10 protein-coding genes are annotated in these 12,502 nt (G+C 44.9%); 4 read left to right on the forward strand and 6 right to left on the reverse strand.

What is annotated here, in order from left to right:
• Positions 1-249 precede the first annotated feature (249 nt).
• Positions 250-699 carry a regulatory protein RecX gene (locus tag D1814_RS02605; RefSeq protein ID WP_118489961.1) on the reverse strand — a complete coding sequence of 150 codons (450 nt, stop codon included), beginning with the start codon at positions 697-699 and terminating at the stop codon, positions 250-252.
• 119 nt (positions 700-818) lie between these two features.
• Between D1814_RS02605 and D1814_RS02610 the strand changes: the two genes are divergently transcribed.
• Both D1814_RS02610 and D1814_RS02615 read left to right on the forward strand, forming a co-directional pair.
• The gene (locus D1814_RS02610) at positions 819-2,108 is read left to right on the forward strand and encodes a GNAT family N-acetyltransferase (protein WP_118489962.1); all 1,290 of its coding nucleotides are present in this window, start codon (positions 819-821) and stop codon (positions 2,106-2,108) included.
• The gene (locus D1814_RS02615) at positions 2,098-4,173 is read left to right on the forward strand and encodes a M13 family metallopeptidase (RefSeq protein WP_118489963.1); all 2,076 of its coding nucleotides are present in this window, start codon (positions 2,098-2,100) and stop codon (positions 4,171-4,173) included. Before D1814_RS02610 ends, D1814_RS02615 begins: the two co-directional genes overlap by 11 nt.
• Before the next feature lie 193 nt (positions 4,174-4,366).
• Here the strand turns inward: D1814_RS02615 and betI are convergent, their stop codons facing one another.
• The 4 genes from betI to D1814_RS02635 all read right to left on the reverse strand — a co-directional run bounded on the left by betI (position 4,367) and on the right by D1814_RS02635 (position 9,997).
• Positions 4,367-4,927, reverse strand: coding sequence for a transcriptional regulator BetI (gene betI, locus D1814_RS02620; protein ID WP_118489964.1), 561 nt, complete (start codon positions 4,925-4,927; stop codon positions 4,367-4,369).
• A gap of 90 nt (positions 4,928-5,017) precedes the next feature.
• On the reverse strand, positions 5,018-7,441 hold the full coding sequence (locus D1814_RS02625) for a TonB-dependent receptor domain-containing protein (RefSeq protein ID WP_118489965.1): 2,424 nt from the start codon (positions 7,439-7,441) through the stop codon (positions 5,018-5,020).
• A 256-nt stretch (positions 7,442-7,697) separates the two neighbouring features.
• On the reverse strand, positions 7,698-9,332 hold the full coding sequence (locus D1814_RS02630) for a SulP family inorganic anion transporter (protein WP_118489966.1): 1,635 nt from the start codon (positions 9,330-9,332) through the stop codon (positions 7,698-7,700).
• Positions 9,333-9,343: 11 nt separating this feature from the next.
• Entirely contained in the window at positions 9,344-9,997 is a 654-nt protein-coding gene (locus D1814_RS02635) for a carbonic anhydrase (RefSeq protein WP_118489967.1), read from the reverse strand.
• A gap of 159 nt (positions 9,998-10,156) precedes the next feature.
• On the opposite strand from D1814_RS02635, the gene D1814_RS02640 reads away from it, so the two are divergent.
• Positions 10,157-11,125 (forward strand): hydrogen peroxide-inducible genes activator, encoded by a 969-nt coding sequence (locus D1814_RS02640; protein ID WP_118489968.1) that lies wholly within the window; start codon positions 10,157-10,159, stop codon positions 11,123-11,125.
• Between the two features lie 68 nt (positions 11,126-11,193).
• On the forward strand, positions 11,194-12,036 hold the full coding sequence (locus tag D1814_RS02645; RefSeq protein WP_232369009.1) for a LysR family transcriptional regulator: 843 nt from the start codon (positions 11,194-11,196) through the stop codon (positions 12,034-12,036).
• Positions 12,037-12,140: 104 nt separating this feature from the next.
• Here the strand turns inward: D1814_RS02645 and ppnP are convergent, their stop codons facing one another.
• On the reverse strand, positions 12,141-12,425 hold the full coding sequence (gene ppnP, locus D1814_RS02650; protein ID WP_118489970.1) for a pyrimidine/purine nucleoside phosphorylase: 285 nt from the start codon (positions 12,423-12,425) through the stop codon (positions 12,141-12,143).
• Positions 12,426-12,502 lie beyond the last annotated feature (77 nt).

Here is a 12,502-nt window from a genome sequence, read left to right on the forward strand (position 1 = left end):
TTGATAAGACTTATAATCGGGACATTTCGTCATTACTCAATGCGCCATACCCTAATACCATTCTTTGAATAGTAAAAATGCGCACAAATTTGCGCAACAATACCACGGAAAGCGCAATTTTGTTAAGTGGCAAGGACACGAGATAGCGTCAAAATTCACCTTAATTTAGTAAAAAATAGCGGATATTCATTTAGGTGATTAAAAGAAGGTACAGTGCTTGGCAAAACTGGCCGAAAAGGAACGTTTAGTTTAATTCGCACTGACCGCATAATCGATGTGTTCTTGGTAGAAGCCACGGTACTGCAAAAATTGCTTTTGCTTTTGCCTTAAGGCGAACTCTGTTTCATAAAACTCGCCAAACTTTTTTTCTTTTACTTTTTTCGCGCTTTCAAACCAGTCAGCATCAATCTCTGTCATTGCATGGTTAGCAGTACTCTCATCTACACCATATTGCTGTAAGTCTAGTTTTATTGCACGAGGCCCCTTCCCTTTCAGATACAGCGCACGCGCTCGGCTTTCAGCAAACCTGGCATCACTTTGAATATCAGCGTCTTTGAATTCCTCCAAAATAGGCATGAAAGCCTCACTCGCTATTCCTTTTTGCTGTAGCTTACGCACTACTTCGTTAAAGCTATGCTCTCGTCGTGCCAGCATGCGAGTAATCGCGTCGGTAATGATTTTTCGATCGAACTCTGACATTTTTGTAAACTTACTCTTCTATATTTAACGTAGAAACCGCGTTATTTTAGCGCTAAATAATCGTAAATTGCGACTATCTAAGCGCTTTGCGCATAAACCCTCTATATGATGTTAACTGCATGACAGCACCTGACTATCGCATAACAATAATAGATTCTATCGAAAACCTTTCGAAAGAGCGTTGGCAACAACTCGCAAAAAATGCGGGCCCTTTTCTCTCCTATGAGTTTTTATATGCGTTAGAAAGCAGCGGTTCGTGCAAAAATGAATCGGGTTGGCAACCTTGTCATATTGCTATAACCCATGCTCAGCAAGAAAAAATCAGCCTCCTTGTTCCTGGCTTTCTGAAAACGCATAGCTATGGCGAGTATGTATTTGACCATGCATGGGCCAACGCATATGCGCAGCACGGGCTCGACTATTATCCTAAATGGATATCAGCAATTCCTTTCACCCCTGTTACAGGCCCAAGGATACTTTGCGATGATAGCGTAGCCCTAACGCCCACTCTTATAGAGAAACTGGAGCATACTTTGACAGAGTATGTAGCGTCAGTGTTTGGGGAAGAGCTTTCTTCTTTTCACTACCTGTTTCCCAATGAGAAAACGTCAGCACAACTTTTACTTAGCAGCGAAACGCAAGCTTCGGGTTTAACCCATGCTGCAAGGCGATATTTAACCCGTTACGCCGTTCAGTTTCAGTGGCATAACTACGGGTATAGTGACTTCGACGATTTTCTTAACGCACTGACATCCCGCAAAAGGAAAGACATAAAGAAAAGCCGGCGAAAACTCAGTGAGCAAGGCGTTCGATTTACCCACCATACGGGAAATGAAATTAGCCCAAAAACTCTGCACTTTTTCACAAAGTGTTACAAAGCAACCTATTTAAAACGCAGCGGCCACGTGGGATATTTAAATGATGCGTTCTTTGAGCAACTTGTCGACACCATGAGTGACAACATGCTTATTGTAACTGCAATGGAAAATGAAGTTGCGGTAGCCAGCGCCCTATTTTTCTATGATGAAACAGGGCTGTATGGCAGGTACTGGGGAGCACTTAAAGAAATAGACGGGTTACACTTTGCCTGCTGTTATTTTGAAGGCATTGAATTTGCCATCTCGAAAAAGCTAAAACTATTCAACCCCGGCACTCAGGGTGAACATAAAATACTTCGAGGTTTCGAGCCTATTTATTGCCGTTCACACCACAAATTAAGACATGCATCGTTCCACAGTGCTGTAGCAGACTTTTTACAGCGCGAAACGCCGCATATCGCAAGCTATTTTAATCAGGCACGGAATGCTTTACCGTTTAACAAGGAATTTGTGCCTACTTTAAAAACAATGAGTGTCACTGCACCTAACGACGACACTTATAATCACAACGAGAAAAATGATGAAATATAAACTTCTTGCCGTAGCGATTGCGGCATCTTTAGGCCTTGCAGGTTGTGGCCAACCTGAACAAGCAAAAGACCAAGCCAGCAAAGTTGAAGCACCAGAGATGAAAGGCGAAGCTGAGCTAGGTTCTTTCGGCGTTGATTTGAGCGCGCGCAACGAGGCAGTAAAGCCTGGTGACGACTTCTTTATGTACGCCAGCGGAACATGGTACGACAACTATGAACTTCCAGCAGATAAAACCCGCTATGGCGCATTTACTGGTCTAGCGGAACGCAGTGAAGAGCAGGTCAAAAACATCATTGATGGGCTTATGGAGAAAACGTCTCTAAATGAGGAAGAGCAGCTTGTTCATGACTTCTTTGTTGCCTATATGGACACCGATACCATTAATGAAAAAGGTATTGAGCCAATTAAAGACGTACTTACGTCTATTGATAGTATTGAAAACAGAACTGACCTAACCAAAGCATTTGGTAATAGCTGGCTGGTGGGTTCAAGCACACCTATTTATGGTGGCATGTGGTACAACCGCCTTGACCCGAATGAATACCAGCTAAGTGTTGGTGTAGGTGGTTTAGGCCTTCCTGATCGCGATTACTACCTAAGCGATAGCGAACGTTTTGTTAAAATTCGTGAAGCTTATGTAGCACACATTGAGGAAATGCTTAATTTTGCAGGCGAAGAAAACGCAGCAGAAAAAGCAGCGAACATTCTTGCTCTTGAGACACAAATTGCAGACATTCAATGGCCCCGCGAAAAACGCCGTGACCGCGACCTAACGCTTAACCAAATCGAGCGTAGTAAATTGTCTGACGCATACCCGGGTTTTGATTGGGACACATATTTTGCTCAAACTGGCTACAAGGTACCTGAGCTAAATATTAGTCAACCAGAGCCAGTCAAAGACGTTATAAAAATTATTAATGAGGCTGACTTAGCCGACTGGAAATCGTATTTGAAGTATCACACTATTTCAAATAACGCTGGCTTCCTTTCAGAAGATATCTACTTAGCTAATTTTGACTTCTTCGGTCGCACCCTGAGCGGCCAACAAGAGCCTCGCCCTCGCTGGAAGCGTGCAGTAAGCCAAATGTCAGGCACTGAGTCTCTGGGTTTTGCTATTGGTAAGATTTACGTTGACGAATACTTCCCAGAGAGCTCAAAAGAGCAAATGGCGGAATTGGTTGAGAACTTGCGTACAGCGCTAGGTGAGCGTATTGAAAACCTAGACTGGATGAGCGAAGAAACCAAGGTTAACGCAAAAGAAAAGCTAATGGCGTTTAACCCTAAAATTGGCTACCCAGATGAATGGCAGTCATTCGACGGCGTTACCATTAGCGATAAAGACTTAGTGGGCAATGTGCGCAACCTACGTACTTTCTTTCAAGACCAGTCAGTTGAGCGCGAGCTAGAAAAAACTGACCGCAACCGCTGGGGTATGACACCGCAGCGCGTTAATGCCTACTACAATAGTTCATTTAATGAAATTGTATTCCCAGCGGCTATTTTACAGCCGCCGTTTTTCGATCCAAATGCCGATGCAGCTGTTAACTACGGCGCTATTGGTGCGGTAATTGGCCATGAGATGGGCCACGGTTTTGACGACCAAGGTTCAAAGTCTGATGCCAACGGTATTCAGCGCAACTGGTGGACAGATGCCGACCGTGCAGCATTTGAAGAAAAAGCAGACATGCTAGCCGAACAATACAGCCAATACGAGCCTATCGAAGGTAACTTCGTAAACGGTCGCAACAGTTTAGGTGAGAACATTGGGGATGTGGGCGGTCTAGCTATGGCCTACCACGCTTACAAGCTAAGCCTTAACGGCAAAGAGGCGCCGGTAATTGACGGCCTTACGGGCGATCAACGCTTCTTCCTAGCTTGGGCACAAGTGTGGAAAGAAAAGCGCACGGAAGAAAGCATGCTTAACCAGCTACGTGCAGGTACCCACGCACCGGGCCGTTACCGTGCTCAAGCGCCAAGAAACCATGATGCTTGGTATGAGGCGTTTGATGTGAAGCCAGGTGATGCACTATATCTTGCGCCAGAAGAGCGCGTGAGAATTTGGTAACGCGTTGATTGAGCAGTTTGGTTAGCCATATAGTGGCCCATTGCCCCGGATAGCATAATGTATTGGGCACCAACTGCTTAACATATAAAAAAGGCGGTACGACTTATGTCCTACCGCCTTTTTATATTTAAAATATCAATACCTTGGGGGTTTTATCGCGTCTGCAGGAAGCGCTTATTTTCCGTGCGCTTGTTTATTTTCCGTATTGGGAAACTAAATCGCGAACGTACTGCTTAGAGCGCGCAACAGCTTCTGAGAAATCACCGTTCCCTACGCTTCCCATTGAATAGCGCAGCCAATAACCATCAATTAATGCTGCGGTGGAGGCAGCGGCATTTTTGACCTGTGAAGGCTCAAGCAGCTTGCGGTAGCTGAAAGCTAAATTCCGCTCTAAGCGCTTATGATTAATAGTTTGCAGACGGTGCAGGCCTTCATTGTGAAGTGACAGAGCCCAGAAGTTAAACCAGGTATTGGTGGCGGAACTCGCCCCTTGCGTTTGTGAAAAATTATTTTCAATAATAAAATCAATCCGCTCTAACGGGTCGTCAATGCGCTGTGTAATTTTAAGTGCATCGAGAAGGTGGCGCATAGTTGCTTCAATTAACCCTTGCTTATCACCGAAATAGTGACTGATTATTCCTGAAGAAAGCCCTGCTCTTTTACTAATTAAGCTAATTGTTGTGCCGTGATAGCCCACTTCAGCCATCACTTCCAGCGTTGCTTCAATTAATTGTTTCTTACGAACTGGCTCCATTCCCACCTTGGGCATGCTACAACTCCAAACCTTAAATCTAAAAAAAATAACCTGCGACAGCGCTAAGCTGTCACAGGCATGATATCACGATTAAAAGGTTAGGCGTGCGTTGACTGCAACGGCGCGAGGAGCACCAATCCAAAATGCGCCAGGTGCTATGGTGGACGCATAGTCTTCATCAAACAGATTGTTTACTGTTAAACGAACCTCCAGTTCCTCAATACCTGGGCCAATGTTTTCAATGAAACCACCAATATAAAAATCACTAACTATGTAGTCATCGACTTGTGCGGCATTTTCAATGTCTAGGTAGCGGCTATCAACGTATTTGGTCGACAGGCCAGCAAAGTAGTTATCGCGCGCCCAGTCGAGGCTCACAACCGCCATTGTGTCAGGCGTACCGATAACGGTATTACCTTCAATAGCTACCAGCGATACCTCAGGGTTTTCAGCGTCTGCAATGGCCGCTTGGGCGTCAGCAAGAGTATCGTATTGCGTACCTGAACTGCCTACCGTCGCAACGTACTCAGAATCGCTTAGGGTAATAGAGGTAAACAATGAGAACTCGTCGGTTAGCATAACGTCTGCTGAAATTTCGAAACCGCTAGACTCGATTCCCCCTACATTTTTATAACCACCAGCGGCGGCTTCAAGAAAGTCTATACCCTCTGAAGTTTCGTTACTGGTAAACTGAATACGGTCGTTAAACTCAATATTGTAGTAGGTCACACTGGCGTTGAAGCCCGGTGATGCGTAGCGGAAACCCACGTCAATGTTGTCAGCTGTTTCTGGCTTTATAAAACGAAGGTCGGTGTCGTTGCGTTCAAGCTGGGCGTCTTTTATTGCTGCGAAGTTTTCACCGTAACCCGCGAAAACCTCTACTCCTTCAATGGGTAAAGGAGCGACAATACCTGCTGAAAACAATGTATCTGAATCAGTATTCACCGCTAAGTTGTTAGCCGAATCAAAATTGTCCGTTTTTTCAATATCGACGTTAAACTTCTTCGCACCGGCACGGATACGAGCAAAACCTAGGTCTAGCTCGTCTTCCACATAGTACATTAGGGTATCAACCGGGAATGTTCTGTCGTACTGCACCCAATAAGGCACGTTGTCATAATCTACACTGATAGATGAATTGGTGATCTTGTGCCAGTCTCGTGACTCACCTCGCTCATAGTCTTCCCACCAAATACCGAATCGTACCGTATTATCAAAGTCACCTATTTTGGTGTACCACACTGCATCGGCATTTATACCGAAGCGCTCCTTGTCATAATGGGTGTGGCGGTAAGAACCTACTGGAATAGCGCCTTGCTCATGACAGCCCGGATCGTACTGTGCACCTGCACCGCCATAAGGAAAGGTTAGTGAGCTTTGGCAACCTTCAATAGGATTTAGCTGATTGCCTTGTCTATCCACGAAGTAGATTTGACCGAGTTCTTGCCCGCCGTAAACCGTATTACCGACCACAAGTTCAGAGTGTCCTTGCGCACCGTCATCAGTGATATCAACGATATAAGGTGGAACCCATTCACCGCGACCTTCGTTGTCGTGATAGTACACGTTAGTCATAAAGTCGACTTGGCCAATGGTAAATTCAGCCTGAAGATAGGCAAAAAGGTTTTCTCGTAATGTAGACCAACCTCTGCGATATGCCTGATCCTGATACGGCACACCTGTCCATTCGTCAGTTAGCTGATCCCAGTCCGGGTTTTGCTCATATTGCGCTAAACCATAAATACGCTGGTAGTTGTCTTCGTGGGTATCGTCGTAAGACAGGTAACCGGTAAGTGATACATCGCTAACGGTAGAGATGAACTTCATAGCTAAATGGTCGCGGGTATTTTCCGCAGCCTGCTGCATAAAGTCAGAGCTTTCTTGACTTGAAAGGCTTATCCAAGCGTAAGTGTCTTTAAATATTTCGCCCGTTTCATAACGCACATAATATTTTGACGCATCAAACGAGCCTGCGGTTACGCTGGTGACTAAGCCTTTCTCTATTGACGGGTCTATGGTGGTGAAGTTTAACGTACCGCCTAATGCTTCGTGTGAACGAGAAGCGATATCAGCCGTACCCTGTGACACCTCTACGCCATTAACATTCTCAGTATCGATATAGCGATTGGCTTTTGCACCTCCACCGTAGTTTGAATTACCGTTGGCAATCCCGTCTACCGTCATACCTATTTGCTGTTCGTTTAGGTTTACCTGAAACCCACGAATAACGATAGACGTTGACCAATCATCAGCACCAAAGGTATCGCCTTCGTTAATAAGTACACCAGGCAAATTGTCCACCGCGGCTAAAACGCTACTAAGGTTTGCCTGCTGTTTAAACATATCTTCGCTGGTTGCGTTGTTCGCGTAAGAAACGCTGCGCCCGACAACGGTAATTTCTTCTATACGTTCTTCCTCAGCGCGTACCGCTTCTTCTGCCGAAACTTGCGACGATGCAGCCATAGGTGAAAGTGCAGCAAGTATTGCTATGGACAATTTATTGTATGATTTCATGTGTTTCCCAAACTAGTTGTGTATTGTTTGCACACTACTTTAGTAGGGTATTGTTACACTTCCGTTAAGTTTAATTGAACAATCAATTAATTTAACTGCTAAGTTTTTCCTGGGAGGGTATGCTTAATTCGACTTGGAAGTTGTAAACCTTCCTCAATAAATCGCCGTGCTACAGGAAAAATTAAGCTATGGGTATAAAAAAGCCCTCCAGAGGAGGGCTAAAAAAGGGAAAGGTTTTGTTTACGTCAAACTCTTATTACGATTGCGTTGCGGCTTGAAAGCTCGTGTTGCTTTCAGTCCCGACTACTTGCTTTTTTGCATAAAGTAAAGCGTCGTGAAGAGTTTCGAAGTTAGGTATACCTGGGTGCGCTTCGTTTACGCCCTCAAGTACCTTGTTAACTTCGGCATTAGCGCCACAAATTACAAGCTGTCGACCAGCAGCAAGTGCGTCTGATGTTACTGTATCAACTGCCATAGCCGCCGATACATCCATCAAAGGTACTCGAGAGAAGTCTAAGATAGTTACTTTAGAACCCGGTTTCACTCGCTCACGCACGTGATGCCCCAAATCAGCTGCCGCGCCAAAGCTAAGTGGACCGCCAAAGCTAAAGATTGACACTTTATCTTTAAGCGACTCTAATAGGTCATTCTCTTTAGGATCATTTAGCGATTCAGGGATCTTCTTAAGCTCCTCAATTTGAAGTTGTGCAATCTGCTTAACGTATGCAAGTGCAGCAAATACCACGCCCACACCAACCGCTGTAATTAAGTCTACAAACACCGTTAGAGCAAGCACCATAATCATTAGGCCAAAGTCCCAACGTGGTCCTTTATGTGCGCGTTTCAGGTAGCTCCAGTCGATAATGTCCAATCCAACCTTAACCAGAATACCAGCAAGTACTGCGTGAGGAATTTGCGCCGCTAATGGGCTAAGACCTAACACGATGGCTAGAAGCACTAACGCGTGAACCATACCAGAAATGTTGTATTTACCACCGCTACGGATGTTTACAACCGTACGCATGGTTGCGCCAGCTCCTGCGATACCGCCAATAAGACCAGCAAATGTGTTACCGATACCTTGACCAATTAGCTCTTTATTACTGTCGTGGCGAGTACGAGTCATGTTATCAGCAACTAGTGACGTTAATAGGCTATCGATAGCGCCCAATACGGCAAGAATAAACGCGGCTTCAAGAATTAGCAGTGCTTTACTTTGGTCGAAGACTGGTAGGTGAAGGCTTGGTAAACCAGTAGGGATGTCGCCAAGAATTGGTACTGAAAGCGCTAAACTTACCAGCGTACCAATAATTAGCGCAGCAAGTGCGCCTGGGACATACTTGCCTAATTGAGGAGGCCATTTGTATGCAATTACTAATGTACCTAAACCTAGTGCAAGTGTAGCAAAGTCAATGTCAGCAAGGGCTGTAGGAAGATAAGACAGTGCACCAATTGTTCCACCTGGAGGCTCATGACCCAACAGTCTTCCTAATTGAAGGATAATAATAATCGCACCAATGCCCGACATGAAGCCCGAAATTACCGGATAAGGCACTAATCGTATGTACTGACCTACGCCAAGCACACCAAATACAATTTGGAATATACCCGCCAATATCACTGCTGTGAATATAAGGCTAACGTCGCCAGAAAGGCTTGCGAATAAGCCGGCAAGTACAACCACCATTGGTCCTGTAGGACCTGAAATTTGCGCCGGCGTTCCACCAAACAGCGCAGCAAAAAAGCCAACGGCGATAGCACCGTACAGACCGGCCATCGGCCCAAGACCTGATGCTACACCAAGTGCAAGCGCCAGGGGTAAAGCAACGATACCGGCCGTTAGACCGCCGGTAAAATCGCCTCGTAAGTTAGAAAGATTAAATTTAACCATAGTGTCTGACCTTATTCGCCGCGCGAAAGCTGGGCTTCTGCAGCGCTTTGGTCCATAGCTTCAAACTCACCGTTTTCGGCGTTGTAGCAAAGCACATCACCTTCACCGATGTTATAAACCCAACCGTGTAGCTTAACCTGACCTGTCGCAATTTTTGCTGCCACAGAAGGGTGGGTGCGAAGGTGCTGAATTTGTTGTACTACGTTTTCTTTTGTTACCGCTTCTAAATCTTCTAGCGACAATTCTGAATGACCGCAGCGCTCTTTAACTACGTCAGTAGCAACACGACAGTGACCTAGCCATTCTTTAACATGTGGTAGTGAACTCAAACCTTCTGGGTTGATAGCTCCCTTCATTGCGCCACAGTCAGTGTGGCCACAGATAACAATATGAGAAACACCCAACGCGGCTACAGCAAATTCAATAGATGCCGTCATGCCACCGGTTTGATTACTGTGAGGAGGAACGATATTGCCCGCATTACGGCAGATAAAAAGCTCACCTGGGTCAGTCTGAGTTACCAAGTTAGGGTCGATACGTGAGTCTGAACACGTAATGAAAAGCACTTCTGGGTTTTGGCCGGTTGCTAGTTTTTGGAACGTAGCTTTCTTATTCGGATAGACTTCTTTCTGAAATTTAGCAACACCAGAGATAACGTGATCCATATATAACTCCCAATTTTTTTAATAATTGTAATGATTATGTAATTACGCCAGTTTCACCTGATAGATTAATAGTTTAATATACTAACTCGCGATAGCTAAATACTATCACAACCAAAACATCATCAACTATAAGTCTAGTAAGAGAAGGCTAATTCCACCATGCAATTTAACGGAAAGACCCCGTCAATAAACCAAATCCGCTATTTTGTAGCAGTCGCTAAGTACTTGAGCTTCAGACAGGCTGCGGGAATACTAGGAATTAGTCAGCCTACTCTGACCAGTCAAATTAGTGCACTGGAAAACCTTTTAGGCTTAACTTTATTTGAGCGCTCACGCACCGGCACGCTTTTATCACCGCAAGGAAAAGCGCTGCTAGATGCGGCTGAAGAAGTCTTACAAGCGTCTCAAAGGTTCGGTGAAATTGCTCGTGACTTATCCCAAGGGGAAATGGTGACATTTAGATTGGGTATTCCTCCCACGTTGGGGCCCTATTTACTCCCCTTTGTTTTGCCCGATTTACACAAACGCAAACCTGGCTTGCGTTTTTACGTACGTGAAGGCGCCCCTAATGCTCTACAGCATGGTCTTTTACGGGGCGAGTATGACTTAATTTTATCGCCACTTTCGGGCGAAAACTCACAGTTGATTACTCAGCCACTTTTCAAAGAGCCATTGAAGTTCGTTACGCCTTCAGATCACAAGTTATCGGGGAAAGCTTATGTTAAGCCTGAAGAAATAAGTGGTGAAAAAGTATTAACGCTAGAGGATCGACATCATTTTCATCATCAAGTACAACGTATTTGCGATGAAATTGGAGCCGATTTACAGCGTGATTACGAGGGTACTAGCCTTGATACGCTGCGCCAGATGGTAGTCATGGGTATGGGCGTAGCCTTTCTACCAGGCCTTTATATTCACTCTGAGCTACACAAACCTGAAGCTTTGCACGTGTGTGAAATAGCAGATATGCCCATAGAACGTCAGCACTCTCTGGCTTGGAGAAACACGGCGCCAGGTAGAAAGACCTTCAGAGAGATCTCTATAATCATAAAAGAAATCATAGAATCTCGTCTTACTGATGCAGTCACTATAGTTAATTCTACACCCAGTTCTTATCAGAAACGTTGAGTTAAGTGGCCACTATGATTGATAGACAACATTTAAAAATAGTACGAGCAATTGATGCTGAAGGTACTATGACGGAAGCAGCAAAATCGCTTTTTCTTACACAATCAGCGTTAAGTCACGCAATGAAAAAGTTGGAAGCGCATTTTGACGTGCCGCTTTGGAAAAAAGAAGGGAGAAGGCTAACGCTCACCCAAGCAGGACAAAGTGTTTTAGGTCTTGCCCACAGAGTCTTACCACAATTTGAACACACCGAAGCCCAGCTACAAAAGTTTGCCGACGGAAAACAAGGCATATTGCGTATTGGGATGGAATGCTACCCATGCTTCGAATGGTTGTTAAAAGTGGTAGCACCTTTTTTAAAAGCCTTTCCCGATGTTGATGTTGACGTACGCCGTGCATTTTCGTTTGGCGGGTTACAGGCGCTTCACGGGTATGATATAGACATTTTGCTTACGCCCGACCCTCTGCACTTAGACACCATTACCTACACCCCCGTATTTGAATACGAGCAAGTACTAGTTATGGATAAACACCATCACTTAGCAGAGAGACCCTTTATAACCCCACGGGACTTAAGTAATGAAACCCTTATTACTTATCCTGTGGAGCATAGTCGCCTAGACATATTCACGCATTTTCTTACGCCCGCTAACTGCACGGTCAAACAGCACAAAACCATTGAAACCACCGAAATTATTTTGCAAATGGTTGCTGCGGGACGCGGTGTTACTGCTTTGCCTAAGTGGCTTGTTAAAGAAGCAAAGGAAAGCGAATTGCTATGCACGAAATCTATGGGTGAAGCGGGCGTGACTAAAACTCTTTATTTGGGCCATCGAAAAGCTACTGACGTGTTGGGGTTTGTAGATGACTTTATCACGATGTCCCAAACCCTCTCATTGGGTAATAAGTAGGTTATTTCGCACTTCGTGCATTATTAGAGGTAGGTTAGGTAATTAAAAAGCTACGCAATATCAATGCGAATGGCAAGGTTGCGTAGCTATTTAAGCGCTAGCGTCTAGCTGTAAAAGCAAAGATAAGCAGTAGGCGTAGACACTTTTACGTCAAAAGATGCATCGGCAGGCACATTAAAACTGGTACCTGTGGCGAAAGATTGCCATTCGCCACTTCCCGGTAGCTTTACCACTAGCTCACCTTCAACCACTTTCATCAGCTCTTTTTGAGAGGTAGAAAATGTGTATTCACCCGGCGACATTACGCCCGAGGTACAAGGGCCGTTTGCAGATTCAAACCCAATTGAGCTCACTTTGTTGTCGAAATAATGGTTTACTTTAAAGCTCATAGTTACTCCTTTGATGTGAGTGCTGACTTTCTTTGCTTTAACTGTTTTTAAAGCAAAGTGCTGCAGCCTTGATACTT

Source organism: Alteromonas sp. BL110, assembly GCF_003443615.1.
Lineage (GTDB): Bacteria > Pseudomonadota > Gammaproteobacteria > Enterobacterales > Alteromonadaceae > Alteromonas.

What these genes read in the sequence shown, in the direction of transcription:
- D1814_RS02605 (WP_118489961.1), bottom strand. Translation starts at nt 699, where the DNA reads ATGTCAGAGTTCGATCGAAAAATCATTACCGACGCGATTACTCGCATG.
- D1814_RS02610 (WP_118489962.1), top strand. Translation starts at nt 819, where the DNA reads ATGACAGCACCTGACTATCGCATAACAATAATAGATTCTATCGAAAAC.
- D1814_RS02615 (WP_118489963.1), top strand. Translation starts at nt 2,098, where the DNA reads ATGAAATATAAACTTCTTGCCGTAGCGATTGCGGCATCTTTAGGCCTT.
- betI (WP_118489964.1), bottom strand. Translation starts at nt 4,927, where the DNA reads ATGGAGCCAGTTCGTAAGAAACAATTAATTGAAGCAACGCTGGAAGTG.
- D1814_RS02625 (WP_118489965.1), bottom strand. Translation starts at nt 7,441, where the DNA reads ATGAAATCATACAATAAATTGTCCATAGCAATACTTGCTGCACTTTCA.
- D1814_RS02630 (WP_118489966.1), bottom strand. Translation starts at nt 9,332, where the DNA reads ATGGTTAAATTTAATCTTTCTAACTTACGAGGCGATTTTACCGGCGGT.
- D1814_RS02635 (WP_118489967.1), bottom strand. Translation starts at nt 9,997, where the DNA reads ATGGATCACGTTATCTCTGGTGTTGCTAAATTTCAGAAAGAAGTCTAT.
- D1814_RS02640 (WP_118489968.1), top strand. Translation starts at nt 10,157, where the DNA reads ATGCAATTTAACGGAAAGACCCCGTCAATAAACCAAATCCGCTATTTT.
- D1814_RS02645 (WP_232369009.1), top strand. Translation starts at nt 11,194, where the DNA reads ATGACGGAAGCAGCAAAATCGCTTTTTCTTACACAATCAGCGTTAAGT.
- ppnP (WP_118489970.1), bottom strand. Translation starts at nt 12,425, where the DNA reads ATGAGCTTTAAAGTAAACCATTATTTCGACAACAAAGTGAGCTCAATT.